General features: G+C 74.7%; 23 protein-coding genes. 10 read left to right on the forward strand and 13 right to left on the reverse strand.

The window, feature by feature from the left end; genetic code table 11:
- Positions 1-174: 174 nt before the first annotated feature.
- A complete protein-coding gene (locus tag BIV57_RS25415) occupies positions 175-483 on the forward strand; it encodes a ComEC/Rec2 family competence protein (RefSeq protein WP_175548812.1) in 309 nt (102 codons plus the stop codon).
- Between the two features lie 143 nt (positions 484-626).
- On the opposite strand, the gene BIV57_RS20385 is transcribed toward BIV57_RS25415, so the two are convergent.
- The 5 genes from BIV57_RS20385 to BIV57_RS20405 are packed head-to-tail and all read right to left on the reverse strand — an operon-like array spanning position 627 to position 6,118.
- Positions 627-1,109 carry a ribose-5-phosphate isomerase gene (locus BIV57_RS20385; RefSeq protein WP_107409644.1) on the reverse strand — a complete coding sequence of 161 codons (483 nt, stop codon included), beginning with the start codon at positions 1,107-1,109 and terminating at the stop codon, positions 627-629.
- A gap of 5 nt (positions 1,110-1,114) precedes the next feature.
- Positions 1,115-2,851, reverse strand: a complete 1,737-nt coding sequence (locus BIV57_RS20390; RefSeq protein ID WP_071658316.1) for a dihydroxyacetone kinase family protein — start codon at positions 2,849-2,851, stop codon at positions 1,115-1,117.
- The gene (locus tag BIV57_RS20395; protein ID WP_071658317.1) at positions 2,848-4,383 is read right to left on the reverse strand and encodes an FGGY family carbohydrate kinase; all 1,536 of its coding nucleotides are present in this window, start codon (positions 4,381-4,383) and stop codon (positions 2,848-2,850) included. The genes BIV57_RS20390 and BIV57_RS20395 overlap by 4 nt, the downstream gene beginning before the upstream one ends.
- Complete coding sequence (locus tag BIV57_RS20400) at positions 4,380-5,423, reverse strand: 2-hydroxyacid dehydrogenase (protein ID WP_071658318.1); 1,044 nt, start codon at positions 5,421-5,423, stop codon at positions 4,380-4,382. The genes BIV57_RS20395 and BIV57_RS20400 overlap by 4 nt, the downstream gene beginning before the upstream one ends.
- Positions 5,420-6,118 (reverse strand): HAD family hydrolase, encoded by a 699-nt coding sequence (locus BIV57_RS20405; RefSeq protein WP_245797823.1) that lies wholly within the window; start codon positions 6,116-6,118, stop codon positions 5,420-5,422. The genes BIV57_RS20400 and BIV57_RS20405 overlap by 4 nt, the downstream gene beginning before the upstream one ends.
- Positions 6,119-6,249: 131 nt before the next feature.
- On the opposite strand from BIV57_RS20405, the gene BIV57_RS20410 reads away from it, so the two are divergent.
- On the forward strand, positions 6,250-7,068 hold the full coding sequence (locus BIV57_RS20410) for a DeoR/GlpR family DNA-binding transcription regulator (protein ID WP_071658319.1): 819 nt from the start codon (positions 6,250-6,252) through the stop codon (positions 7,066-7,068).
- A gap of 80 nt (positions 7,069-7,148) precedes the next feature.
- Positions 7,149-8,456, forward strand: a complete 1,308-nt coding sequence (locus BIV57_RS20415) for an MFS transporter (protein WP_071658320.1) — start codon at positions 7,149-7,151, stop codon at positions 8,454-8,456.
- A gap of 90 nt (positions 8,457-8,546) precedes the next feature.
- Here the strand turns inward: BIV57_RS20415 and BIV57_RS20420 are convergent, their stop codons facing one another.
- On the reverse strand, positions 8,547-8,801 hold the full coding sequence (locus BIV57_RS20420) for a hypothetical protein (protein ID WP_175548813.1): 255 nt from the start codon (positions 8,799-8,801) through the stop codon (positions 8,547-8,549).
- A gap of 48 nt (positions 8,802-8,849) precedes the next feature.
- Here BIV57_RS20420 and holA point away from each other — a divergent pair, with 48 nt between their 5' ends.
- Complete coding sequence (gene holA / locus BIV57_RS20425; protein WP_071658321.1) at positions 8,850-9,842, forward strand: DNA polymerase III subunit delta; 993 nt, start codon at positions 8,850-8,852, stop codon at positions 9,840-9,842.
- A 37-nt stretch (positions 9,843-9,879) separates the two neighbouring features.
- On the opposite strand, the gene BIV57_RS20430 is transcribed toward holA, so the two are convergent.
- Entirely contained in the window at positions 9,880-10,410 is a 531-nt protein-coding gene (locus BIV57_RS20430; protein WP_071658322.1) for a PadR family transcriptional regulator, read from the reverse strand.
- A 134-nt stretch (positions 10,411-10,544) separates the two neighbouring features.
- Between BIV57_RS20430 and BIV57_RS20435 the strand changes: the two genes are divergently transcribed.
- Positions 10,545-11,132: a hypothetical protein gene (locus BIV57_RS20435; protein WP_071658323.1), complete on the forward strand. Its 588-nt coding sequence runs from the start codon at positions 10,545-10,547 to the stop codon at positions 11,130-11,132.
- Positions 11,133-11,300: 168 nt separating this feature from the next.
- On the opposite strand, the gene rpsT is transcribed toward BIV57_RS20435, so the two are convergent.
- Positions 11,301-11,567 (reverse strand): 30S ribosomal protein S20, encoded by a 267-nt coding sequence (gene rpsT, locus BIV57_RS20440; RefSeq protein ID WP_071658324.1) that lies wholly within the window; start codon positions 11,565-11,567, stop codon positions 11,301-11,303.
- A 238-nt stretch (positions 11,568-11,805) separates the two neighbouring features.
- Between rpsT and lepA the strand changes: the two genes are divergently transcribed.
- From lepA to hemW, 5 genes are all read left to right on the forward strand, one after another.
- Positions 11,806-13,650 carry a translation elongation factor 4 gene (gene lepA, locus BIV57_RS20445; protein WP_071658325.1) on the forward strand — a complete coding sequence of 615 codons (1,845 nt, stop codon included), beginning with the start codon at positions 11,806-11,808 and terminating at the stop codon, positions 13,648-13,650.
- 184 nt (positions 13,651-13,834) lie between these two features.
- On the forward strand, positions 13,835-15,778 hold the full coding sequence (locus BIV57_RS20450) for an AMP-dependent synthetase/ligase (RefSeq protein WP_419185733.1): 1,944 nt from the start codon (positions 13,835-13,837) through the stop codon (positions 15,776-15,778).
- Between the two features lie 143 nt (positions 15,779-15,921).
- Positions 15,922-17,334 (forward strand): PP2C family protein-serine/threonine phosphatase, encoded by a 1,413-nt coding sequence (locus BIV57_RS20455; protein WP_071658326.1) that lies wholly within the window; start codon positions 15,922-15,924, stop codon positions 17,332-17,334.
- Positions 17,331-18,716: an MFS transporter gene (locus tag BIV57_RS20460; protein WP_071658327.1), complete on the forward strand. Its 1,386-nt coding sequence runs from the start codon at positions 17,331-17,333 to the stop codon at positions 18,714-18,716. The genes BIV57_RS20455 and BIV57_RS20460 overlap by 4 nt, the downstream gene beginning before the upstream one ends.
- A gap of 29 nt (positions 18,717-18,745) precedes the next feature.
- Positions 18,746-19,987, forward strand: a complete 1,242-nt coding sequence (gene hemW, locus BIV57_RS20465; protein WP_071658328.1) for a radical SAM family heme chaperone HemW — start codon at positions 18,746-18,748, stop codon at positions 19,985-19,987.
- Between the two features lie 50 nt (positions 19,988-20,037).
- Here hemW and BIV57_RS24690 read toward each other — a convergent pair whose 3' ends face one another.
- The 5 genes from BIV57_RS24690 to BIV57_RS20490 all read right to left on the reverse strand — a co-directional run bounded on the left by BIV57_RS24690 (position 20,038) and on the right by BIV57_RS20490 (position 25,116).
- Positions 20,038-21,300 (reverse strand): alpha/beta hydrolase family protein, encoded by a 1,263-nt coding sequence (locus BIV57_RS24690; RefSeq protein ID WP_139275741.1) that lies wholly within the window; start codon positions 21,298-21,300, stop codon positions 20,038-20,040.
- Between the two features lie 1,116 nt (positions 21,301-22,416).
- Positions 22,417-23,058 (reverse strand): helix-turn-helix domain-containing protein, encoded by a 642-nt coding sequence (locus BIV57_RS20475; RefSeq protein WP_071658329.1) that lies wholly within the window; start codon positions 23,056-23,058, stop codon positions 22,417-22,419.
- Between the two features lie 84 nt (positions 23,059-23,142).
- On the reverse strand, positions 23,143-23,514 hold the full coding sequence (locus tag BIV57_RS20480) for a YbjQ family protein (RefSeq protein ID WP_071658330.1): 372 nt from the start codon (positions 23,512-23,514) through the stop codon (positions 23,143-23,145).
- On the reverse strand, positions 23,511-24,356 hold the full coding sequence (locus BIV57_RS20485; RefSeq protein ID WP_071658331.1) for a DUF3097 domain-containing protein: 846 nt from the start codon (positions 24,354-24,356) through the stop codon (positions 23,511-23,513). The genes BIV57_RS20480 and BIV57_RS20485 overlap by 4 nt, the downstream gene beginning before the upstream one ends.
- A 61-nt stretch (positions 24,357-24,417) precedes the next feature.
- A complete protein-coding gene (locus tag BIV57_RS20490) occupies positions 24,418-25,116 on the reverse strand; it encodes an MBL fold metallo-hydrolase (protein WP_071658332.1) in 699 nt (232 codons plus the stop codon).
- Positions 25,117-25,230: the final 114 nt, after the last annotated feature.

Raw genomic sequence — 25,230 nt, forward strand, 5'->3', positions numbered from 1 at the left:
CGGGCCGCGGCGCGGGGGGAGCGGGGGAGGGCGGGGGAGTTGGCGTGGACGGTGCTCGAAGCGGGGGCCGGAGGGGACGGCGGGGGTCGGTCGGGTCGGGGCGACGGGAGGGGCGACGGGTCGGCGGCGAACAACGCGAGTGTGGCGCTGTGGGTGCGGTCCGGGGATGTGCGGGTGGCGCTGCTGGGGGATCTGGAGGCGGAGGCGCAGGCGGAGTTGGCGGCGGAGTGGCCTTCGCTGCGGGGGGTGGATGTGCTGAAGGTCGCGCACCACGGCTCCGCGAATCAGGATGCGGGGCTGGTGGCGCGGCTGGCGCCGCGGGTGGCACTTATCTCGGTGGGGGTGGGCAATCCGTACGGGCACCCGACGTCGCGTGCGTTGACGCTGCTGCGTGGTTCACGGGTGCTGCGGACCGATACGGATGGCGCGGTGGCCGTCTCCGGCACGTCTGCAACGCTGAGTGTGGCCGTTGACCCGTTGTGACCGTGCGCGCCGCGGTGGTCCCTGTCCGCCGCCCCTCCGCCCCGGCACCCCACCCCGGGGTGGGCGCGGCGGGCGCGCCGCCGGGTGGGCCGCCGGGGTTCGGGGCGGCGGACAGGGCACCGCGCCGACCGTGGGGTTACGGGTTACCGCTCGTACTCGGAAATCGCGGCCACCTTCGCGGCAGACGGCGAGCCCGCGTCGAAGCGCAGGCCCACCCACTCCCGCACCAGCGCACGCGCCAGCTCCAGGCCGATCACGCGCGCCCCCAGGCACAGCACCTGTGCGTCGTTGCTGAGCACCGACCGCTGCACCGAGTAGATGTCGTGCGCCGTCACCGCCCGTATCCCGGGGACCTTGTTGGCGCTGATGGCGACGCCCAGCCCCGTCCCGCAGACCAGCAGCGCGCGGTCCGCCTCGCCGTCCGCGACGAGCCGCGCCGCGGCCACCGCCACATGCGGGTACGCGGTGTGCTCGTCCGCCGCGCCGACGTGCACGCCGACGTCGCGCACGGACGCCACCCGCGGATCCGCGGCCAGGTCCGCCTTGAGCGCGTCCTTGTAGCCCACGCCCGCGTCGTCGCCGCCGACCACGATCCGCAGCAGGTCCGATTCCGCTTCCGCCGTCATCCGATTCATCCCCTTTCCGGGCCGCTCGCCACGGCCTTCAGTACCAGCGCGAGGGAGACCGCACCCGGGTCGGGCGTGCCCACGCTGCGTTCCGCCAGCGGACGGGCCCGGCCCAGCCGGGGCCGCATCGCGGCCGTCTCCCGGGCGGCCTCCTCGGCGGCGTCCGCCGCCGCCCGCGGGCCGCGTCCCTCGGCGAGCGCCGCCACGAACGGGGCCAGGGCGTCGACCAGCGTCTTGTCGCCGACCTGTGCGCCGCCCAGCTCGCGCACCGCGTCCAGCGCGCCCGCCGCGCCCGCCGCCAACTCCTCCGCGGACGGCGACCGGTCGTCCGGCAGCCGCTCGCCCAGCGCCCGAAGGCCCGCCCCCCACAGGGCACCTGACGTGCCGCCGGCCTCCGCCGCCCAGGCGTCCCCGGCGGCGGCGAGCACCCCGGCCGGGGCCGTGCCGTCGCCGTGCGCGCGACGCGCCGCGGCGAGCGCCGCGTCCACGCCCTTGCACATTCCGCGGCCGTGGTCACCGTCCCCGGCGACCGCGTCCAGCCGGCCGAGCCGCTCCTCCTCGCGGTGCAGCAAGTCGCGGGTGCGGTCGAGCAGTTCCACCACGGTGGACGAGACCGCGACGGCGTCCCCGCTCGCCTGCGGCAGCACCGCACCGGGGGACGCAGCCGACCCAGCCGACCCAGCCGACCCAGCGGGCACGGCGGACACGGCGGGCTCGGCGGCCCCGGCACCCCCGCCCGTGACGGCGACCGTCCCCCTGCGGTACGCGGGCGTGTCCGCGGGCGCCGCCCACAGCCGCTCCAGCTCCGCGTCGAGCCAGCACAGCGTCAGCGAGCAGCCGGCCATGTCGAGGCTGGTGACCAGCTCCCCGACCTCGGGCAGCACGACCTCCAGCCCGGCGTCCGCCAGCAGCCGGCCGACGTGCCGCCAGACGACGTACAGCTCCTCGTACTTGGTGCCGCCCAGCCCGTTGAGGATCGCCGTCACCCGGGTGCCGCCGCCCGCCGGAGCCTCCTTGAGCAGCCCCTCGACCAGCGTCGAGGCCAGCTCGGCCGCGCTGGGCAGCGGGCTCTCCGCGACGCCCGGCTCGCCGTGGATGCCCAGGCCGAGCCCCATCCGCCCCTCCGGGACGGTGAAGAGCGGGGCGTCCTGCCCGGGGATGGTGCACCCCGCGAAGGCGACGCCGAGGGTGCGCGTCCGGTCGTTGGCGTGCGAGGCGACCCGCAGTACCTCGTCGAGGTCCGCGCCCTCCTCGGCGGCGGCCGAGGCCGCCTTGAAGACGACGAAGTCGCCCGCGATGCCGCGCCGCTCGGCGGTCTCCTCGGCCGGCGCGCTGGCCACGTCGTCGGTGACGGCGAAGCAGGTCGCGGGGATGCCCTCGGAGGTCAGCCGGCGCGCGGCGAGGCCGAAGTTCATCACGTCGCCCGCGTAGTTGCCGAAGAGGTAGAGCACCCCGGCGCCGCTCTCCGCGGCCCGCCCCACCGACACCGCCTGCTCGGCGGACGGCGAGGTGAAGACGTTGCCGATCACGGCGCCGTCCGCGAAGCCCGGCCCCACCACCCCGCAGAACGCCGGGTAGTGGCCGGAGCCCCCGCCGGTGAGCACCGCCACCTTCGGGCGGGCCGGCCGCCGGGCGCGCACCACCCCGCCCGGCACCGGCCGGACATGGGCGCGGTGCGCGTCGGCGAAGCCGGCGGCCGCGTCCTCGGCGAAGCGCGACGGATCGTCGAAAAGCCTGGTCATGAGGTGTACCCCCGGCTCTGCTCGCGGTGCGGGGCGTGCCAGTCGGCGCGGGCCCGCTCCAACTCGGCCCGGTAGTGGCCGTATCCGGCCTCGTAGTGCTCGGCGGCGGCCGGGTCGGCGCGCACCACGCGCCGGGGCCCGCGCACCCGCTCCTCGCCCACCGGGGCGCCGAGCGCGTCCCAGGCGACCTTGGCCGCGCCGCGCACCCCGACCCCCTCCTCGACGGGGATGTGCAGGTCGCGGCCGAGGACGTCGGCGAAGATCCGGCTCCAGGCGGCCGAGCGGGCGCCTCCGCCGCAGGCGGAGACCTCACCGGCGAGGCCTAGCGCCTCCATGCAGTGCCGGGCGGAGTAGGCGACCGCCTCGCACAGCGCCCGCACCAGGTCGGCGCGCCCGGCGGCCAGGTTGAGGCCGTCGAAGCGGCCGCGGGCCAGCGCGTCGACGAAGGGGGCGCGCTCGCCGCCGGGGGAGAGGAAGGGCAGCGCGGTGACGCCGTTGGCGCCGGCCGGCGAGGCGGCGAGCAGGTCCTCCAGATCGCCGACGCCGGCGCCGATCAGGCCCAGCACCCAGTCGAGCCCGGCGGTGCCCACCATGGCGGGCATCACCCGCAGATGGCGGTCGGGGTAGGGGGTGGCGAGCCACATCCCGGCCGGGCCCTGGGCGTCGAACCCGGGCATCTCCTGCGGCCCGGCCTTGTCGGTGCGGACGGTGCAGGCGAGTGTGGTGCCGAGGATCAGGTTGCCTTGGCCCGCCTCGCTCAGCCCGGCGCCGAAGCCGCAGGCCGGGATGTCGAAGGGGCCGGCGGAGACGGGCAGCCCGGACGGCAGCCCGAGGCGCAGCGCGGCCTCCGGCAGCAGCGCGAACAGCTGCCCGGGGGCGGCCGGTTCGGCGAGCAGCCGGCGCTGCGCGGTGAGCCCGCAGGCGGCGACGGCGGCCTCGTTGTAGGTGCGGGAGGGCACGTCCAGGAAGGGCAGTGAGGCGTCCGAGGCGTCCACGGTGATCTCGCCGGTGAAGCGCTGCACGACGGCGTCGACGCAGTACCCGGCGACGGCGGCGCGCTCCAGGCGCTCCGGTTCGCGCTCGGCGAGGTGGGCCAGCAGCGGGCCGGCGGAGCCGGGGAACATGCCGGAGCCGGTGAGCCGGTGGACGGTCTCCAGCACCGGCTCGGCGCCGTCCGGGCCGGGCTGCGACCAGCGGGCGACGCGGTCCGAGGCGCGGCCGTCGAGCCAGGAGATCGCGGGGCCGACGGAGCGTCCGTCGGCGTCGCGCAGCCACAGCCCGTCGCCCTGCCCGGTGATGGCGAGCGCCTCCAGCGTCTCGCCGGGCTGCCCGTCGAAGGCGGCGGCGTCCGCGGCCGCGGCGCGCACCACCTCCTCGACCGTGCGGACGACCTCGTCGAGGTCCTGCTCGACGCGGCCGCCGGGTGCCGTGCGCAGCGTGCCGCGGGCCTCGTGGACGGGGCCGGAGCGGCCGTCCCGGCCCAGCAGCTGGGCCTTGGTGACGGAGGTTCCGACATCGACGCCGACGATCACGATCCCACCTCGGGGTTGGCGGGGTGCCGCAGCGGCTCGCCGCGCAGGAAGCGGGCGGCCTCCCCGGCGGTGATGGCGGCGGCGCGGTGCGCGGTCTGCCGGGTGGCGCCGCCCAGGTGCGGGGTGGTGATGACGTGGGGCGCGGAGTGCAGCGGCCAGTCGGCGGGCGGCGGCTCGACGTCGTAGACGTCCAGGGCGAGCGCGCCCAGGCGGCCGGAGCGCAGCAGCGCGGGCAGCGGCGCGTGGTCGAGCAGCCCGCCGCGCGCGGAGTTGACCAGCACCGCGCCCTCGGGGAGCAGCTTGAGGTTGTCGCCGTTGATCAGGTTGCGGGTCTCGGGGGTGAGCCGGGCGTGCAGCGAGACGATGCTGCTGCGGCTCAGCAGGTCCTCCAGGCCGACGAGTTCGACGCCGTCGGCGGCGGCCCGCGCCGGGTCGAGGTAGGGGTCGTGGACGAGGACGCGGGTGCCGAAGGCGCGCAGCACCCGGGCGACGATGGAGCCGACGGCGCCGTAGCCGACGAGCCCGGCGGTGGCGCCGTCCAGCTCGATGCCGGAGTTCTCGTAGGCGTAGTAGTCGCCGCGCCAGTGGCCCTGCTTCATCTCCCGGTCGGCGGCCGGGATGCGGCGCAGTGCGGCGAGGATCAGGCCGACGGCGAACTCGGCCGCGGCGGCGGCGTTGCGGCCGGGGGCGAAGGAGACGCGCACCCCGGCCGCGGTGGCGGCGGCGAGGTCGACGTTGACGGGCCCGCCGCGGCAGACCCCGACGAACCGCAGCCGAGGCGCGGCCTTGAACACCTTCTCGGTGAAGGGCGCCATCTGGGTGAGGGCCAGCTCGGCGTCGCCGAGCGCCTCGATGATCTGCTCCTCGGTGCCGCTGGCCTCGTGGACGCCGCCGACCGGGCCGAACGGTTCGGTCGGCCAGCCGCTGGTGAGGGTGCGGAAGGCGAGGTCGGCGCCGGGCGGGGCGGCCTCGGCGAGCGCGTCGACGAACAGCTGCGGGGCGACGAAATGGTCGCCGGCGGCGAGGACTTCGGTGGTCACCGGGCGGCTCCTTCGGTGGTTCCGGCGAGGTTGGCGAGGAGGAAGTCGCGCACCTCGGCGTGGTCGCGGGCGGCGAGGGCGGCCTGCGCGAGGGCGTCCTGCGCGGGCGGGTAGGTGGGGTTGGGGATGGCGACGACCGTCATCCCGGCCGCGGCGGCGGCGCGCAGCCCGTTGCTGGAGTCCTCGACGGCGAGGCAGCGGGCCGGCGCGGCGCCGAGCCGCTCGGCGGCGGCGAGGTAGACGTCCGGGGCGGGCTTGCCGCGCGGCACCTCGGCGCTGGAGACGGTGGCGGTGAAGCGGCGGGTGAGGCCGTGGTGGTCCAGGACGGCGTCGATGACGCGGCGCGGCGCCGAGGAGGCGAGCGCGATGGGGGCGCGGTCGGAGACGGCGACGACCATCTCCCGGGCGCCGTCCAGGAGTTCGATGCGGCCGCCCTCCAGGGCGGCGATCATGCCGTCGACGACCTCGTGCTCGGTGGCCCCGACCGATCCGTCGTCCGTGCCCAGCCCGGAGAAGGCGGCGAGGTGGGCGGCCCACTCGGGGGCGCTCATGCCCTGGACGGTGCGGGTCTGCTCGGCCGTCCACGCGGCCCCCCGGCGGGCCGCGAAGGCGGTCCACAGCTCCTCCCACAGGTGCTCGCTCTCGACGAGCACCCCGTCCATGTCGAACACCACTGCTTCGGCCGCACAGCGCACGATGGAGAGCTCCTTCGTTTCGTGGCAGGTGTCGGGGTCGGCGCCAAATTAACACCGGTGTTGTTAATTGTCACCACCCCGATGCGCGGACCCGGCGGTCCCCGGCCGCGGGCGGCTGCCAGGATGGGGGGATGACGGACGGACGGCCCGCCAAACGCGGGCGGCAGGAGCGGCAGCAGCTGATCGTGGACCATGTGGTGGCCCAGGGCGAGGCGAGCGCCGCGGAGCTCTCCGCGCTCACCGGGGTGAGCCTGATGACGGTGCACCGCGACATCGCCGAGCTGGCCGAGCGCGGCATCCTGCGCCGCTACCACGGCGGGGTCTCCGCGCACCCCTCCACGGTCTTCGAGTCCAGCTCGGACTTCCGGCTGCACGCCAACCGCGCCGACAAGGAGGCGCTGGGCCGCGCGGCGCTGCAGTTCGTGCACCCGGGCATGTCGGTGATGCTCGACGACTCCACCACCGCGCTGCACCTGGCCCGGCTGCTGCCCGGGGTCGGGCCGCTGACCGTGGTCTCCAACTACCGCCTGGTGATGGAGGAGCTGCGCGGCGCGGAGGGCATCCGGATGATCGGGGTGGGCGGGGAGTACAGCCGCACCCACGACTCCTTCGTGGGCCTGCCGGCCGAGGAGATGATCGCCCGCTTCTCGGTGGACCTGGCGGTGCAGTCCACCTCCGCGATGGACGCCGACATGACGTACCACCAGGAGCAGGAGCTGGTGGCGGTGAAGCGCGCGATCCGCGCGGTGGCCGCGGTGAACGTGCTGCTGATGGACGCCTCCAAGGTGGGCCGGGCGGCGCTGCACCGGATGGCGCCGGTCTCCGGCTTCGACCATGTGCTGCTCACCGGGCCGGTGGACGCGGAGCTGGTGGCGGGGATGCGGGAGCACACCGATGTGCAGGTGATCGCCGTGGACGGGCCCGCTCAGGATCCACAGTCAGAACGTTAATTTCCACAACACTCTTGAAAACTTTCCCGTTCCGCTTCACCATGGCTGCGCTCCCGACCACCTCAACGCGGAGGTAGCACATGCAGTCCGAACGGCGCGGGCCCCTGGGCCTGCTGGAGCGGTGGGGCCTGCCGAGACCCCTGGTCCTCGGCTACCTCGGCGTCCTGCTGTTCATGATCGGCGACGGCGTCGAGGCCGGCTTCATCTCGCCCTACATGGCGGCCCACGGCGCCGGCACCGACGTCCGGGCCGGCTACGTCATCACCGCCTACGGCGTCGCGGTGATGCTCGCCTCCTGGTTCTCCGGGGCGCTCGCCGAAGTCATCGGCCCCAAGCGGGTGATGTGGATCGGCCTCGCCGTCTGGGCCGTCTTCGACGTCCTCTACCTGGCCTTCGCGCTCGGCGGCCACAACTACCCGCTGATGCTGGTCTTCTACGGCATCCGCGGCCTCGGCTACCCGATGTTCGCCTTCGGCTTCCTGGTGTGGGTCACCGCCGTCGCCCCGACGGCCCGCCTCGGCGCGGCCGTCGGCTGGTTCTACTTCGCCTTCACCGGCGGCCTGCCGACCCTCGGCTCGCTCTGGTCCAGCTTCACCACCCCGGCCCTCGGCCAGCTCGGCACGCTGTGGACGGCGCTGATCCTGATCGTCATCGGCGGCCTCGTCGCCCTGCTCGGCGTCCGCGAGCGGACGGGCGCGCAGCGGCTCGCGCCGCCCGGCGTCACCACCGGCCAGAGCCTGTGGAGCAGCCTCTCGGTGGCCTGGACGCACCCGCGGGTGCTGGTCGGCTGCGTGGTGCGGATCATCAACACCGCGCCGGAGTTCGGCATGCTGGTCTTCCTGCCGACGATCTTCACCAAGGATGTGGGCTTCAGCGAGTCCCAGTGGCTGCAGCTGCTCGCCTGGATCTACGGCACCAACATCTTCTTCAACCTGATCTTCGGCGTGGTCTCGGACCGCATCGGCTGGCGCACCACCATCGCCGGGTTCGGCGCGTTCGGCTGCGCGGTGAGCATCGTGGTGCTCTACCTCGTCCCGACGGCGATGGGCCCGCACTACTACTGGGTCGCGGTGCTGGCCGGGATGCTCTACGGGGCGACGCTCGCCGGGTTCGTGCCGATCTCCGCGCTGATCCCGTCGATGGCGCCGACCAACAAGAGCGGCGCGATGGCGCTGCTGAACTTCGGCGCCGGCGGCGCGGCGTTCGTCGGGCCGGCGATCGCCTCGCTCTTCTTCCCGGTGGTGGGCGCGGCGGGGGTGATGTACATCTTCGCGGGGCTGTACATCGTGGCCCTGGTGCTGACGCTCTTCCTCAAGATCCCCAAGGCCACCGAGCAGGTCATCGCCGAGGGCGGCACCCTCCAGCAGGCCCAGGAGGCGGCGGTCTGACGCCCGCCCGCCACCGGGCGGCCACGCCTCCTCCTGTCACCCCACTCGCCCCGGGTGGGGTGCCGGGGCGCAGGGGCGGCGACAGCGACCTCACTCGGCCTCGTGCCAGCCGTCCCACCGCGAGGCGAACGCGTCCAGCGCTCCCGCGCTCAGCGTTCCGGCCGCCGCCACCACCACGACGAGCCACTGCGCGTCCTCCGCGTCGTCCTCCCCGGCCAGCGCGTCCCGCACCACCTCCGGCTCCCGCGCCAACCCGAACGCGCCCACCGCCTCCCGCGCCGCCGCCTCCGCGTCCTCGCGGTCCGCGATCACCAACAGATGCGTCTCCGACTCCGTGCTGCTCACCGCACCATTGTCCAGGGATGTCGGTGCCCCGTGGGATGCTGGTCCGCGATGGCCAGGAAGACCGCAGACAACCTGCTCGCCGCCGCGACCACCCTCGCCGTCGGCCCCGAGGAGCTGCTCCAGGAGCGGGCCGCCGCCCAGGTGGTCGCCGCCGCGCGCGCCGCCGACCCCGACACCGACGTCCGCGACCTCGCCCCCGGCACGCTCCAGCCCGGCATGCTCGCCGAGCTCACCAGCCCGTCCCTCTTCGCCGAGGGCAAGGTGCTGATCGTCCGCGCCGCGCAGGATCTCGCCGCCGACACCGTCAAGGAGCTCAAGGCCTACCTCGACGACCCCCTCGACGACGTCCGCCTGGTGCTCTGCCACATCGGCGGCGCCAAGGGCAAGGGCCTGCTGGACGCCGCCCGCAAGGCCGGCGCCCGCGAGGTGCCGTGTGCCAAGCCCGCCAAGGCGACGGAGAAGCTCGCCTTCGTGAAGGCCGAGTTCCGCACCGCGGGCCGCTCCGCCACCGAGGACGCCTGCCGCGCCCTGCTCGACTCGGTCGGCAGCGATCTGCGCGAACTCGCCTCCGCCTGCGCCCAGTTGGTCGCCGACCACGAGGGCACCATCGACGCCGAGGTCGTCGCCCGCTACTACACCGGCCGCGCCGAGGCCTCCGGCTTCCAGGTCGCCGACCTGGCCTGCGAGGGGCGCGCCGCCGATGCGCTGGAGCAGCTGCGCTGGGCGCTGGCCGTCGGCACCCCGCCGGTGATGCTGGTCTCGGCCCTCGCCCAGGGCGTCCGCTCGGTCGGACGGCTCGCCTCGGCGCGCGGCGGCGGGCGCCCGGCCGACCTCGCGCGCGAGCTGGGCATGCCGCCGTGGAAGATCGACGTGGTCCGCCGCCAGATGCGCGGCTGGACGCCGGACGGCGTCGCCGCCGCGGTGGCCGCCTGCGCGGAGGCCGACGCGGCCGTCAAGGGCGGCGGCGACGATCCGGGCTTCGCCCTGGAGCGGGCCGTGGTGACGGTGGCCCGGGCGGCGCGGTCGGCGTCGCGGCGCTGACGGCGGCGCCGGCCGCACCGCCGCCGCAAGCGGCAGGTCAGGTGTGGGGCGGCGCCTTCTCCAGCTGCTCCAGCGCCCAGGCGCTCCACTCCTGCTGCATCGTCATGAAGCGCTTGCCCCACTCCAGCGTCAGGCGCCCGTAGACGGAGAGCGGGTCGTCGTCCCAGTCGGTGCCGGCGTCGCGCTCCTCCAGGGCCGCGCGGTGCCGGCCGCTGATCGCGTGGCGCTGCCGCAGGAACTCCCGCGCCTCGGACGGCGAGACGGCGCCCAGCAGGAAGACGCGGAGCAGCACGTCGTTGCGGCGGTAGCCGTCGGGGGCGACCTCCAGCAGCCAGTGCCGCAGCTCCTCGCGGCCCGCGGCGGTGATCTCGTAGCTCTTGCGGCCGCGCGGGCCCTCCGCGGCGACGCGGATCTGCCCGGCCTCCGCGAGCCGGTTGAGGTCGGTGTAGACCTGGCTCTGGGTGGCCGGCCACACCGCGGAGAGCGTGGAGTTGAAGGTCCGCATCAGGTCGTAGCCGCTGGCCGGCCCGGTGTCCAGCAGCCCCAGCAGCGCATGGCGAAGGCTCATGGCTCCACCCTAGCTCCCACGTTCCAGTATTGACACGTCGCGGCAGGACGTTCTACCTTCGACCTGTCAGTTCAGGAACGTGCGCCGGGCCGAACGACCCGGGCCGTACACCGCAGCGCAGGGGGAACACCGTCATGGGCTACATCCGCAGCTTCGCCCCGTGGATCGTCGTCTCCGTCCTCACCGGCATGGTCGACGTCCGCTGGGCCGCACTCGCCGGCCTCGTCCTCGCCGCGGCGATCGTCGCCCGGCAGCGCCGCGCCGGCCAGGGCTGGGACGCGCTGGTGGTGGAGGCGAGCGCCGCGCTCTACTTCGCCGGCTGGACGGCCTGGGCGTTCGCCGCCCCGCACAGCCCGGCCGTCACCACCTGGGGCAACCCGCTGGCCACCCTCTGGCTGGCGGCGATGGCCTGGGGCTCGCTCGCCGCCGGCCGCCCCTTCACCCTCGGCATCGCCCGCACCCAGGTGCCCGAGGCGCTGTGGACGAGCCCGGTGTTCCTGCGCGTCAACCGGATCATCACGGCGGTCTGGGCGGCGGCCTTCACCCTCTCCGGCGCGGCCTCGCTGCTGCTCCGCCTGGAGGCGCCGGACGCCGGCGCGGCCCGCATCGCGGTGACGGTGATCGGCTTCGTCGTCCCCGTCGTCTTCACCGTCCGCTACCCGAAGATCGCCCGGGAGCGGGCCCAGGCCCGGGCCCACGCGCAGGCCGCCGCCGGGCAGTGACGCGACCCCCGGCACGACACGCGAAAGGCGCCGCCCCGGCCGGGGCGGCGCCTTTCGCGGTTCTTCGGTCAACGTGGCAAACGTTGGGACGCCCGGTCGATGCCGGGGCGTCGACGCATCCGGGGCGGTAGAGGGGCCGCCGGTTCCGGGCGCGGGGCTTGCTCGGCCTTACTTGCCGAGCTTGGCGATCTGGGAGGCCAGCGCCGACTTCTTGTTGGCGGCCTGGTTCTTGTGGATGACGCCCTTGCTGGCGGCCTTGTCCAGCAGCTGGGCGGCGTCCTTGCGGGCGGCCTCGGCAGCGGTGGCGTCGCCGGCGGCGATGGCCTCGCGGGTCTTGCGGACGGCGGTCTTGAACTCGGACTTGACGGCCTTGTTGCGCAGGCGCGCCTTCTCGTTGGTCTTGATCCGCTTGATCTGGGACTTGATGTTTGCCACGAAAAGCCTCTGTTTGGTCTTCAGGTCTGATGACGAGCGCGCCGCGTGGAGCGCAGACGCGCGCAGTGGGACAGGTTAGCAGCGCACCAGGACGGGCCCCAAACCGGGGACCGGGCCCGCGGGCGTGGGACTATGGGAGCGGCTGCACACTTCTGCCAGAACCTCTGCCACGAACACCGTAACCCGCGATGTGAACGGACCCTGCGTGCCCGCGACGACGAACACCACCATGGCTGCGATGCCGGAGCCGAGCCACACCGACCCGGCACTGATCCGCAACTTCTGCATCATCGCGCACATCGACCACGGCAAGTCCACGCTCGCCGACCGGATGCTCCAGCTCACCGGCGTGGTCGACCAGCGCCAGATGCGCGCCCAGTACCTGGACCGGATGGACATCGAGCGCGAGCGCGGCATCACCATCAAGTCGCAGGCCGTCCGGCTCCCGTGGCAGGTCGGGGACGAGAAGACGGCCCATGTCCTGAACATGATCGACACCCCGGGCCACGTCGACTTCACCTACGAGGTGTCCCGCTCGCTGGCCGCCTGCGAGGGCTGCGTCCTGCTGGTCGACGCGGCGCAGGGCATCGAGGCGCAGACGCTCGCCAACCTCTACCTGGCGCTCGAGAACGACCTGACGATCATTCCGGTGCTCAACAAGATCGACCTGCCGGCCGCCCAGCCCGAGAAGTACGCGGCCGAGCTGGCGCACATCATCGGCTGCGACCCCGGGGACGTCCTCAAGGTCAGCGCCAAGACCGGCGACGGCGTGCCCGAGCTGCTGGACAAGGTGGTCGAGTTGGTCCCGGCGCCGGTCGGCGACCCGGACGGCCCGGCCCGCGCGATGATCTTCGACTCGGTGTACGACGCCTACCGGGGCGTCGTCACCTATGTCCGCGTCATCGACGGCTCGCTCTCGCACCGCGAGCGGATCCAGATGATGTCCACCGGCGCCTCCCACGAGCTGCTGGAGATCGGCGTCATCTCGCCGGAGCCGAAGCCCTCGCAGGGCCTGGGCGTCGGCGAGGTGGGCTACCTGATCACCGGGGTGAAGGACGTCCGGCAGTCCCGCGTCGGCGACACGGTGACGGCCCTGAAGAAGGGCGCCACCGAGGCGCTGGGCGGCTACAAGGACCCCAAGCCGATGGTGTTCTCGGGGCTCTACCCGATCGACGGCTCGGACTACCCGCTGCTCCGCGACGCCCTGGACAAGCTGCGGCTGAACGACGCGGCGCTGGTCTACGAGCCGGAGTCGTCCGCGGCGCTGGGCTTCGGCTACCGCGTCGGCTTCCTCGGGCTGCTCCATCTGGAGATCATCCGGGAGCGGCTGGAGCGGGAGTTCAACCTCGACCTGATCGCCACCGCGCCCAACGTGGTCTACCGGGTGGTGATGGAGGACCGCACGGAGCGGGTCGTCACCAACCCGAGCGAGTTCCCCGAGGGCAAGATCGACAAGGTCTTCGAGCCGATGGTGCGGGCGACCGTGCTGGCCCCGTCGGAGTTCGTCGGCGCCATCATGGAGCTGTGCCAGGCGCGGCGCGGCGATCTCAAGGGGATGGACTACCTCTCCGAGGACCGGGTGGAGCTGCGCTACTCGCTGCCGCTCGCCGAGATCGTCTTCGACTTCTTCGACCAGCTGAAGTCGAAGACCCGCGGCTACGCCTCGCTCGACTACGAGACCACCGGCGAGCAGTCCGCCGATCTGGTCAAGGTGGACATCCTGCTGCAGGGCGAGCGGGTGGACGCCTTCTCCGCGATCGTCCACAAGGACCACGCCTACGCCTACGGCGTGAAGATGGCCGGCAAGCTCAAGGAGCTCATCCCGCGGCAGCAGTTCGAGGTGCCGATCCAGGCGGCGGTGGGCGCCCGGGTGATCGCCCGCGAGACGGTGCGCGCCATGCGCAAGGACGTCCTCGCCAAGTGCTACGGCGGCGACATCTCCCGCAAGCGCAAGCTGCTGGAGAAGCAGAAGGAGGGCAAGAAGCGGATGAAGATGGTCGGACGGGTCGAGGTGCCCCAGGACGCCTTCATCGCGGCCCTGTCGACCGACGACTCCGGCGGCAAGGACAAGGGCAGGAAGTGAGGTGCGGGCGGCCCCGGACCGACTCGCCGGTAGACCGGTTCGCCGCGTCCCCGGCCGCCCGCTGTGCCCTTCCCCTACCGTCCCGGAGCGGTTGGGCCTACGCTGAGCCACAACCACGAGGTTACCCACGAGTCACATCTGCGTGAAGGGGCCCGATGAGGCCGGGAGTTGGGGTCGAGTAGTCGTGAGCACAGCAGCAGCCGAGACGGCGGGCACGCCGGAAGCCGCCCGGTCGGGCGGGACGGACCAGCTGATCGAGGGCCGCCCGCCCTCGGTGGCGCACCTGCTCCTGGAGCGGGTGAAGGAGACCCCGGACCGGGTCGCCTACCGCTACCCGATCCCCGACTCGGACACCGGCGGCGGCCGCGAGGAGTGGCGCAGCCTCACCTGGGCGCAGGCCCTGGAGCGGGTGCAGGCCGTCGCGGCCGGCCTCGCCGAGCTGGGGGTGCGGGCCGAGGAGCGGGTGGCCATCGCCTCCGCCACCCGGATCGAGTGGATCCTCGCCGACTTCGGCGTGATGTGCGCCGGCGCCGCCGTCACGACCGTCTACCCGACCACCAATGCCGAGGAGACCGCCTACATCCTCGCCGACTCGGGCAGCCGGGTGCTGATCGCCGACAACGCGCAGCAGCTGGCGAAGGTGCGGGAGAGGGCCGCCGAGCTGCCCGAGCTGATCGCCGTGGTGCTCTTCGACGGGGACGGGCGCACCGAGGAGGGCGACCCGTTCGAGGTGCTCTCCCTCGCCGACCTGGAGGCGCGCGGCGCGGGCCGGCTCGCCGAGGAGCCCGGCCTGGTGGAGAGCGCCGTCGGACGGATCACCGCCGACCAGCTCGCCACCCTCATCTACACCTCCGGCACCACCGGCCGCCCCAAGGGCGTGCGGCTGGTGCACGACTGCTGGTCGTTCGAGGCGCGCTCGGCGCAGGCCATCGGGCTGGTGCACCCCGAGGACTCGCAGTACCTGTGGCTGCCGCTGTCGCACGTCTTCGGCAAGGTGCTCACCTCCGTCCACATCGCGTGCGGCTTCGAGACCGCGGTGGACGGCCGGCAGGACCGCATCATCACCAACCTGCCGGTGGTGGAGCCGACCTTCATGGTCGCCGTGCCGCGGGTCTTCGAGAAGGTCTACAACGGGGTCGCGGCGAAGGCCCGGGAGGGCGGCGCCCTCAAGTACCGGATCTTCCGCTGGGCAGCCGAGGTGGCCCGCGACTACGCCAAGGAGTTCCAGCGCAGCCGGGACGCCTCCGGCACCGGCCAGGTGACGGGGGTGCTCGCCGCCAAGCACGCGCTCGCCGACAGGCTCGTCTACGGCAAGATCCGCGAGGCGTTCGGCGGCCGGATCCGCGGCTGCATCTCCGGCAGCGCCGCGCTCCCGCCGGAGATCGGCTTCTTCTTCGCCGGCGCCGGGGTGCCCATCCTGGAGGGCTACGGGATGACGGAGTCGTCCGCCGCCACCGCCGTCAACCTGCCGGACACGCTGCGCACCGGCACCTGCGGCCGGCTGCTGCCCGGCATGGAGGGGCGGCTGGCCGAGGAGGACGGCGAGCTGCTGCTGCGCGGGCCCGGCATCATGCGCGGCTACCACAACAAGCCGGAGCTGACCGAGGACGTCTTCACCGACGACGGCTGGTTCCGCACCGGTGACATCGCCGAGCTCTCCCCGGACGGCTTCGTCACCATCACCGACCGCAAGAAGGACCTCATCAAGACCTCCGGCGGCAAGTACGTGGCGCCGAGCGACCTGGAGAACCGCTTCAAGACGGTGTGCCCGTACGTGGCCAACATCGTGGTGGTCGGCGACGGGCGGAACTTCTGCTCCGCGCTGGTGACGCTCGACGAGGTCGAGATCATGAAGTGGGCCGCGGAGGAGGGCGGCGCCCTGGCGGGCCGCTCCTACGCCGAGGTGTGCGCGTCCGCGGAGGCGCGGGCCCTGGTCCAGGGCTATGTCGACGAGGTCAACGCCGACGTCCAGCGGTGGCAGACCATCAAGAAGTTCGCGGTGCTGCAGCGCGACTTCGACCTGGAGCACGGCGAGGTGACGCCCAGCCTGAAGATCAAGCGCGCAGTGGTGGCGCGCAGCTTCTCGGGCGAGATCGAATCGATGTACCAGGGCTCGCGCGAGGCCTGATTCCGACCGCTCCCGCCCGCTTTGCCGCAGCAATTCCAAGATTGATTGCCGACCCGGCGTGTCCGGGCGGCTCCGGTCTGTCACCCTGGTGCGGTCGTCCCCCAGACAATCGGGCGGCCGGACGGGTATCGGGGAGCTTGGAGTTGGAGCAGCTGGTGGGGGAGAACGGCCGAAGCCGCCGGGCGAGCCGCGAGCACGGGCCCTGCACGGACCACCTCGACGCGGGCGCGGGCACCCCGCCGCACTGCCCGTCGTGCGGTGCCGCGGTCCCCGTCCCCGGGCCCCGCGCGCGCGTCGAGCGCGGCCGGCTGGCGCTGCTGCTGGAGGCCGGCGATCTGCTCGCCGGCGTCCTGGAGGAGGACCATGTGGCGGCGCTCGCCGCCCAGTTGGCCGTCCCCCGGTTGGGCCGCTGGTGCGCGGTCTACCTGGCCGGCTCGCCGCGGCCCGACCATGTGCCGTCGGTGCGGCTCGCCTGCGCCTGGCACGCGGTGGAGTCCCGCAACGCCGAACTCGCCGACCGGCTGGGCGCGCTGCCGCCCCCGCTCGGCCCCCTGAGCGGTCCGGCGCCCTGGGCGCCGCTCCCGGAGGCCTGGGTCTTCCCGCTGATGGTCGGGGCGCGCTGGCACGGCGCGCTGCTGCTGGCCCGCCACCCGTCCGCGCCGCCGGAGGCCGTGGACGGCGCGGACGGCGCCGAGGCCGCGGCCGCCTCCACCGAGCTGATCGAGTCGGTGGCCCGCCGGGTGGCCGTCGCCCTGGACACCGCCCGCCGCTACGGCCGCGCCGTGCACACCAACCGGGTGCTGCAGCGCGGGCTGCTGCCCGCCCTGCACGGCGTCGCCGTCCCCGGCCTGGACACCCGCGTGGTGTACGAGCCGGCGGGGGAGGGCGCCGAGGTCGGCGGCGACTTCTACGACATGTTCCCGTGCGGCGACGGGCGGTGGGCCTTCGCGCTGGGCGACGTCTGCGGCAGCGGGCCGGAGGCGGGAGCGCTCAGCGGCCTGGCCCGGCACGCGGTGCGGATACTCGGCCGCGACCGGCTCGGCCCGGCGGGCGTGCTGGAGCGGCTCAACCGGGTGCTGATGGACGAGACCGAGCAGGACCACGGCCGGTTCCTCAGCCTGCTCTACGGCGAGGTGGAGCGCACCGCCGACGGCGGCGCCACGCTGGTGACGGCCTCCGGCGGCCACCCCCCGGTGCTGGTGCTGGGCGTCGACGGCACGGTGCGCGAGGCGACGGTGCCCCAACTGCTGCTCGGCATCCGCGAGGAGGAGCGCTACCAGCAGGAGCGGGTGCGGCTGGCACCCGGCGAGGTGCTGCTCGCGGTGACCGACGGCGTCACCGAGCGCCGCAACGGCACCCGGGCGCTGGACGACGGGGACGGGCTGGCCCGGATCCTCGCCGGATGCGTGGGCCTCACCGCGGCCGGGGTGGCCGAGCGGGTGCGCGGCGCGGTGCACGGCTTCGCCCCGGAGCCGCCCGACGACGATGTGGCGATTCTCGTACTGCGGGCAGGGGGTGGGCCGGGCGGTGCAGACATCGGTAGTTTGTCGGGGTGATTGATCAACGGCATAGGCGGACGGCCCTGTTGGTGGCCGGCTGCTTCTTCATGGAGAACCTCGACGGAACGATCGTCTCCACCTCGGCGCCCCGCATCGCCGCGTCCCTGCACACCGCCCCCGCCTCCGTCGGCCTGGTCGTCACCGCCTACCTGCTCACCCTCGCCGTCCTCATCCCGCTCAGCGGCTGGCTCGCCGCCCGGCTGGGTGCCCGCAAGGTCTTCCTCACCGCCATCGTGCTCTTCCTGCTCGCCTCGGCCGCCTGCGCCTCGGCGGCGGACCTCGGCCAACTCGTCGCCATGCGCGTCCTGCAGGGCATCGGCGGCGCGATGATGGTGCCCGTCGGACGACTGATGGTGGTGAGCACCTCCGACAAGCGCGACATACCCCGGCTGATCGCCTATGTGACGTGGCCCGGGCTCGCCGCCCCGGTGATCGCCCCGCTGGTCGGCGGCCTGCTCACCACCTACGCCAGCTGGCGCTGGATGTTCCTGATCAACCTGCCGCTCGGGGTGGTGGCGTTCGTCGCCGCCTGGCGGCTCATCAGGGGCGCGGACGCGGAGCGCCGCAGCGCGGCCGAGGCCCCGCTGGACTGGGCCGGCATGGTGCTCACCTCCACCGGGCTGGGCGCGCTCACCTATGCCGCGCACCTGGTGTCGGTGCCGGGCTCGGGCGCCTGGGCGGAGTCGGGCATGTTCGCCGCGGCGGTGGTGCTGCTGGCGGCGGCGGTGTGGCGGCTGCTGCGCGCCCGCCATCCGCTGATCGAGCTCCGGGCGCTGCGCATCCGCACCTTCCGCTCGGCGATCGCCGGCGGCGCGGCGCACTGGACGGCGTGCGGGGCGGTGCCGTTCCTGCTGCCGCTGCTCTTCGAGCAGGTCTACGGGTGGAGCGCGGTGACGGCAGGGGCGGTGGTGCTCTTCGTCTTCGTCGGCAACATCGGGATCAAGCCCGCCACCACCTATCTGATGAATCGTTTCGGCTTCCGTCCGCTGATGGTGACGGCGACGCTGGGCGTGGCCGCCAGCCTCGCCGCCTTCGCCGCGCTGCCGGACGGCGCCCCGATGGCCGTCGCCGCGGCGGTGGCACTGGTCAGCGGGGCGGCCCGGTCGCTCGGCATGACCTGCTACAACACCATCGCCTACGCCGACGTCCCGGCCGAGCGGATGCGGGACGCCAACACCATGATGGCCACCACCCAGCAGGTCGGAACCGGCCTGGGCGTGGCGGCGGCGACGGTCGCGCTGCGGATCGGCGGGGGCGTCGGGCATCCCTACCCGGTGGCCTGCGCGCTGATCGGCTGCATCGCGCTGATCGCCTTCGCGGAGGCGGCCCGGCTGGGGCGCGGCGAGGGCGCGGCGGTGCTGTCGGCGCAGCGCGGCTGACGCCCGCCGGGGTGGGGGACAATGGACGGATGCCCTCCGCACTGCCCGACGGCGAGCCCGTCCCCGACGACGGCGCCCTGCCCGCCTCCGCCCTGGCCGGCGCCGCCGCGCGCCCGCTCGGGTTCTACGTCCACGTCCCGTACTGCGCCACCCGCTGCGGCTACTGCGACTTCAACACCTACACCGCGGACGAGCTGCGCGGCACCGGCGGGATCGTCGCCGACCGCGCCCACTACGCCGACACCGTGATCGAGGAGATCCGGCTGGCGCGCCGGGTGCTGGGGCAGGACGACGGGCGCCCGGTCGAGACGGTCTTCTTCGGCGGCGGCACCCCCACGCTGCTGCCCGCCGCCGACCTGGGCCGGGTGCTGGGCGCCGTCCGCGACGAGTTCGGCCTGGCGGCCGGCGCCGAGGTGACCACCGAGGCCAACCCCGACTCGGTGGACGCCCGCTACCTGGAGGAGCTGCGCGCCGCCGGCTTCACCCGGATGTCCTTCGGCATGCAGAGTGCGCGCCAGGACGTGCTGCGGGTGCTGGAGCGGACGCACACCCCCGGCCGTCCCGAGGCGGCGGTCAAGGAGGCGCGGGCGGCGGGCTTCGCGCACATCAACCTCGACCTGATCTACGGCACGCCGGGGGAGACGGACGACGACTGGCGGGCCTCGCTGGAGGCGGCGCTGGCGGCCGGGCCGGACCATGTCTCGGCGTACTCGCTGATCGTGGAGGAGGGCACCCGGCTGGCCGCGCGGATCCGGCGCGGCGAGATCGCGGGCGTCGACGACGACGTCCACGCGGACCGCTACCTGATCGCCGAGGAGCTGCTCTCGGCGGCCGGGCTGGAGTGGTACGAGGTCTCCAACTGGGCGGCGGCGGGCGAGGCGACGGCCCGCTGCCGCCACAACGAGCTGTACTGGACGGGCGCGGACTGGTGGGGCGCGGGCCCGGGGGCGCACAGCCATGTGGGCGGCGTGCGCTGGTGGAACCGCAAGCATCCGGCCGCGTACGCGGCCGCGATCGCGGCGGGGACGTCGCCGGGGCAGGGGCGCGAGCTGCTGTTGGCGGAGGACCGCCGGGTGGAGCGGATCCTGCTGGAGCTGCGGCTGCGGGACGGGGTTCCGGTGGACGTGCTGACCGCCGCGGGGCGGCGGGCGGCGGAGAAGGCCGTCGCGGACGGGCTGGCGCTGGGGTCGGCACTGGACGAGGGGCGGGTCGCGCTGACGCTGCGCGGGCGGTTGCTGGCCGACGCGGTGGTGCGGGACCTGGTGGACTGAGCTCTCGGCGGCCGCCCCTCCACCGGGGTGGAGGGGCGGCGCGCGATGGATCAGAGGGGGAGCAGGGACCAGGCGGCGGCCCAGGCCAGGAAGGCGGCCCCGGTGACGGCCGGCAGCGCCGCCCGCGGCGCATGCGCGCGGCAGGACTGGACGGCGACGGCGGCCGCGAGGACGACCGTCGCGGCGCCGAGCACCTGGAGCACCAGCCACGGCACGGGCTCGCCGAGGAGCGCGGGCCCGGCCGCCCGGCCCTGCGTCGCGTACACCGCGACGACCAGCAGCAGCGTCCCGGCGACCGTCACCGTCCCGCACCAGCGCAGCGCCCGTCCGCAGCGGCGCAGGCCGCTCCGCGCGGCGGACGCCCGGCGTCCGACTCCTGCCGCGAAACCGGCGATCAGCGCGGCCGCGGCGGCGAGTTGGAGCACCGCGGGCGGCGCCGCCGTCGAGCCCGGGTCGGTGCTCGGCACGGCCTGGCGGGGCGCGGCGACCGGTGCCGGGGAGGTCGCCGCCGGGCGGCCGGCGGTGGTGCGGCGCACCCAGGCGGTCATGGTGGAGAGGTAGCCGGGCGCGGGGGCGCCGAACCGGCGGCCGTGCTCGACGGGCCCGCCGATGCGGTCGAAGCCGGTGCGGGTGGCGCGCCCGTTGTGGGCGGCCCCGGCGAGGAAGCGGACCGTCAGATGCGTGTTCCCGGCCCGGGCGAGGGCGGCGCGGTAGATGCGCGCGCTGTCGGCGGGCGGGACCTGGACGTCCTTGGCGCCCCACAGCGCCAGCACGGGCATCCGCATCCGCTCCAGCAGCGGGACGGGATCGTAGGCGGCCGAGGGGAAGAGCCCCGTCCCGGCGAGGAGCCGGGCGCCGGGGCCGGCGACGGCCCGCTGCAGCGAGCCGGGCCCGCGGTAGCCGGCGCCGCCGTGGCCCAGCGCGGTGTTCAGGCTCCACGCCTGGGCGCGCAGCGGGGTGACGCCGGGGCCGCCGAGCGTCACCAGGAAGGCGACGTGCCCGGACTTCAGCGCGGCGAGCGGGGCGACCCAGCCGCCCTCGCTGAAGCCCCACAGGCCGACGCGGTCCGGGTCGACGCCGGGGGTGCGGCGCAGTGCGGCGATGCCGGCGGCGGCGTCGTCGGCGAGGGCGCCGAAGTCGCGGTGGTAGCGGTCGTAGCCGACGGTGCGCTTGTCGTAGACGAGGGCGGCGATGCCGGCGGCGGCGAAGGCGCGGGCCTCGGTGAGGTACTCGCTGCGCGGGCCGGGGCCCGACCCGCCCACCAGCACGATCCCCGGCACCCGCGCCCCGCGGCGGTGGTTCGCGGGCGCCACCACGCTTCCCTTGAGTACCAGCCCCCCACCGCCGCGAAACACGACGGACGTGCTGCTGATGCCCCCACCGGCAGCGGACGCGCTCCGCACCCCCACCACCGAAGCCACCAAGAGCACCGCCACAACCACAACACCCCGCAGCACGCCGACACCGCACGAGCCGGTGGCCCGGGCCGTGGCCGTGAGCCGTCGGGTGCGCCCCCGCAGGGGCGGGGGGAACTGCGCGCTTGCACCGGGCGAGCCGGTGGCCCGGGCCGTGGCCGCGAGCCGTCGGGTGCGCCCCCGCAGGGGCGCGGGGAACTGCGCGCCCGCACCGCGTGAGCCGGTGGGCCGGGCCGTGGCGGTGAGCCGTCGGTTGCGCCCCCGCAGGGGCGCGGGGAACTGCGCGCCCGCGCCGCGCGAGCCGGTGGCCCGGGCTGCGGCCGTAAGCCGAGGGGCACGCCCCCGCAGGGGCGCGGGGAACTGCGCGCCCGCGCCGCGTGAGCCGGTGGCCCGGGCCGCGGCCGTAAGCCGTCGGGTGCGCCCTCGCAGGGGCGCGGGGAACTGCGCGCCCGCGCCGCGCGAGCCGGTGGGCCGGGCCGTGGCCGTAAGCCGAGCGGCGCGCCCTCGCAGGGGCGCGGGGAACTGCGCGCCCGCGCCGCGCGAAACGGTAGGCCGGGCTGCGGCCGTGAGCCGTCGGGTGCGCCCCCGCAGGGGCGCGGGGAACTGCGCGCTTGCACCGGGCGAGCCGGTGGCCCGGGCCGTGGCCGCGAGCCGTCGGGTGCGCCCCCGCAGGGGCGCGGGGAACTGCGCGCCCGCACCGCGCGAGCCGGTGGGCCGGGCCGTGGCCGTAAGCCGTCGGGTGCGCCCCCGCAGGGGCGCGGGGAACTGCGCGCCCGCACCGCGCGAGCCGGTGGCCCGGGCCGCGGCCGTAGGCCGAGCGGCGCGCCCCCGCAGGGCGACGCGCCGCCCGCGGGCAGGCGAGTTGAACAGGACGAGCACCGCGTGCTCTCCTTTCGAGTGAAGGATTCGTGCGTCACAGGACGCGCCCGTGAGGGCGCGGTCGCGCGGCCTTCGCCCTGCCGGGTCCGCCGAGTTGCCGCTCGGCGGCCCGGCCCTGAGCGGGCGAGCGGGCCTCTAGTTGTCCCCGACTCCATCCGCGTCCCCGTCCCCGGCCTCGTCCGCGGACGGAAAACCGAGGAGCCGGAGCCGGACGGGCCGCGTGCCCGGGGGACGCTCCCCCGGCTGCGGCGAGTAGCGGTAGACGAGCTTGATGTACTCCTCGAAGAACTCCTTCAGCCGTGCCGGATCGACCCGCAGCGTCGCCCGCGAGAACAGCACCGCGTCCGCCCACGGCCCCAACTCGGCCGCGTGCTCCTCGAACGCGTCGTACTGCTCCAGGATCTCCGCGAGGTTCGCGCGGTTCATCGCCGAGACCGCCTCGCGCATCTCCGGCGACTGCCGGCTGTACGGCGGGAACCGGCGGTCCGCGGCGACCGAGCGCCACCACCGCTCCCGGCCGCGGGCCAGCTCCGGCACCTCCTCGATGAAGCCGTGCTTGGCCATCTGCCGAAGGTGATAGCTGGTCAGCCCGGTGCTCTCGCCGAGTTCCCGGGCCAGCGCCGCCGAGTTGACGGGACCCTCCCGCAGCAGCCGCTCGATCCTGCGGCGCAGCGGATGCGCCAGCAGGCGGACCGCCGCCACATCCGTGATCTCGGTGGGCGGCGGTGCCGGCGACGCCGGCGGTGGCGGCTGCCCAGGGGTCTCGTCCGGTGCCATGGCATGACCGTAGCCCCTTGCAAAGAGTCTTTGCAAGGGGCCTTTGCAACTCGCCCGCCCGCGAGTTGAGGAAGCGTCAGTGCGTCAGTTCTTGCTGACCCGCGCCGCGGTGCCGTACGCGCAGACCTCGGTGCCGCCCGCGCTCTCCTGGTCGGTGACGTCGAACCGCATCGCCAGGACCGCGTTGGCGCCCAGCGCCTGCGCCTGCTCGATCAGCCGGCCCATCGCCTCGTTGCGGCTCTGCACCAGCGTCTTCGTCAGACCCTTCAACTCGCCGCCGACCAGCGACTTCAGGCCCGCGCCGATCTGGCTGCCGACGTGCCGGCTGCGCACCGTCAGGCCGAACACCTCGCCCAGCACCTCGTCGATGCGGTAGCCCGGCGCCTCGTTGGTGGTGACCACCAGGACCCCGTCGCTCGTGGTGTGCGCACCGCCGAAATCGCTGATGTTCGTCATGTATCCGACCCTACCGTGACAAAGTCGATAAGTTCCTCGACGCGGCCGAGCAGCTGCGGCTCCAGATCGCGGAACGTCCGCACCCCGCCCAGGATCCGCCGCCAGGCCGCCGGCGGGTCCACCGGCCAGCCCAGACCTCGGCAGATGCCCTCCTTCCAGGGCTGCCCCTTCGGTACCACCGGCCAAGCGTCGATGCCCACCGCCGAGGGTTTGACGGCCTGCCAGATGTCGACAAAGGGATGCCCGACCACCAGCACATGGTCCCCGGAGACCTGCGCGGCGATCCGGCTCTCCTTGGAGCCCGGCACCAGATGGTCGACGAGCACGCCCAGCTTCCGGCCCGGCTCCGGCGCGAACTCCGCGACGATCGCGGGGAGATCGTCCACGCCCTGGAGGAACTCCACCACCACGCCCTCGATGCGCAGGTCGTCGCCCCAGACCCGCTCCACCAGCTCGGCGTCGTGCTTGCCCTCGACGTAGATGCGGCTGCCGCGGGCCACCCGGGCGCGGGCGCCCGGCACCGCCGTCGAGCCGGAGGCGGTGCGCACCGGCCCGGCCGGACGGGACGGGCCCGCCGAGGCGGGCCGCACCAGCCGCACCGGCCGGCCGTCGACGAGGTAGCCGGTGGGCGCGTCCATCGGGAAGACCCGCAGCTTGCCGAAGCGGTCCTCCAGCGTCACCGTCAGCCCGCCGGCGGTCTTCTCCCAGCGCGTCACCGCACCGCAGAAGCCGGTGGTCGGCTCCTCCACCACCAGCCCGCGCTCGGCGGCCAGTTCGGGCGGGGGCGCCTGCTTCTTCTTCCACGGCGGGGTGAGGTCGGCGTCGTAACCACGGCTGCGCATGGGCTCTTTTCTACCCTGCCGGACGCGGCGTCAGCAGCAGCCGGCTCCGCCGGCGCAACCGCTACGGCCGCTGCTCCGCCAGCTGCGCGCGCTGGTGGCGGACGAAGGCCGCGTCCACCGGGGCGCCGTGGCCGGGGACGTAGCGGGCGTCCGGGCCGCCCGCCGCCAGCAGGACGTCCAGCGCCGCGGGCCAGGCCGCCGGGTCGGCGTCCTCGCCGGCCTGCGGCGGGCCCGACTCCTCCACCAGGTCGCCGCAGAAGACCACCCGGGGTGTGCCGTGCACCACCACGGCCAGGTCGTGGGCGGTGTGCGCGGGGCCGGGGTGCACCAGTTCGACCCATCGCCCGCCCAGGTCGAGCTGGAGGGATTCCGGCGTGTCGCCGACTTCGCGGTCGGGCCGCCGCAGCCGGTTCGCCGCGTCCCGGGCCACCTCCTCGGGGAGGCCGTGGCGGATCGCGTCCGCGAGGTCGTCCGCCCGCCGCCGCTCCAGCTCCGCGCCGATCCCGAGGCGGCCGAGGAGCACCGCATCGGGCGGCAGCCCGGCGGCGCCGTAGACATGGTCCCAGTGCGCGTGGGTGAGCACCGCCCAGCGCACCGGCAGCCCGAACTCCGCCTCGGCCAGCTCCGCCAGCCGCCGCCCGTCCGCCGGGGTGGGGCCCGGATCGACGGCCAGCACCCCGTCCCGCCCCGCCACCAGCCCTGCCGTCACGTCCACGTCGCCGAACCGGTACGCCCGACTCCACCCGGTGATTGCGTCCATCGCTCCATTCCGGCACGTCGGACCCCGGCCGTACACTGGCTGCGGGGCGATTGGCACTCCGCTCGGTAGAGTGCCAGGCCGGGACCGGGATCGGCAGCGAAGGGACGGAGGTGC

It is taken from the genome of Mangrovactinospora gilvigrisea, assembly GCF_001879105.1.
GTDB lineage: Bacteria > Actinomycetota > Actinomycetes > Streptomycetales > Streptomycetaceae > Mangrovactinospora > Mangrovactinospora gilvigrisea.

Coding starts and splice junctions, on each gene's coding strand:
- BIV57_RS20385 (WP_107409644.1), bottom strand. CDS start 1,109: ATGACGGCGGAAGCGGAATCGGACCTGCTGCGGATCGTGGTCGGCGGC.
- BIV57_RS20390 (WP_071658316.1), bottom strand. CDS start 2,851: ATGACCAGGCTTTTCGACGATCCGTCGCGCTTCGCCGAGGACGCGGCC.
- BIV57_RS20410 (WP_071658319.1), top strand. CDS start 6,250: ATGACGGACGGACGGCCCGCCAAACGCGGGCGGCAGGAGCGGCAGCAG.
- BIV57_RS20415 (WP_071658320.1), top strand. CDS start 7,149: ATGCAGTCCGAACGGCGCGGGCCCCTGGGCCTGCTGGAGCGGTGGGGC.
- holA (WP_071658321.1), top strand. CDS start 8,850: ATGGCCAGGAAGACCGCAGACAACCTGCTCGCCGCCGCGACCACCCTC.
- BIV57_RS20430 (WP_071658322.1), bottom strand. CDS start 10,410: ATGAGCCTTCGCCATGCGCTGCTGGGGCTGCTGGACACCGGGCCGGCC.
- BIV57_RS20435 (WP_071658323.1), top strand. CDS start 10,545: ATGGGCTACATCCGCAGCTTCGCCCCGTGGATCGTCGTCTCCGTCCTC.
- lepA (WP_071658325.1), top strand. CDS start 11,806: ATGCCGGAGCCGAGCCACACCGACCCGGCACTGATCCGCAACTTCTGC.
- hemW (WP_071658328.1), top strand. CDS start 18,746: ATGCCCTCCGCACTGCCCGACGGCGAGCCCGTCCCCGACGACGGCGCC.
- BIV57_RS20475 (WP_071658329.1), bottom strand. CDS start 23,058: ATGGCACCGGACGAGACCCCTGGGCAGCCGCCACCGCCGGCGTCGCCG.
- BIV57_RS20480 (WP_071658330.1), bottom strand. CDS start 23,514: ATGACGAACATCAGCGATTTCGGCGGTGCGCACACCACGAGCGACGGG.
- BIV57_RS20485 (WP_071658331.1), bottom strand. CDS start 24,356: ATGCGCAGCCGTGGTTACGACGCCGACCTCACCCCGCCGTGGAAGAAG.
- BIV57_RS20490 (WP_071658332.1), bottom strand. CDS start 25,116: ATGGACGCAATCACCGGGTGGAGTCGGGCGTACCGGTTCGGCGACGTG.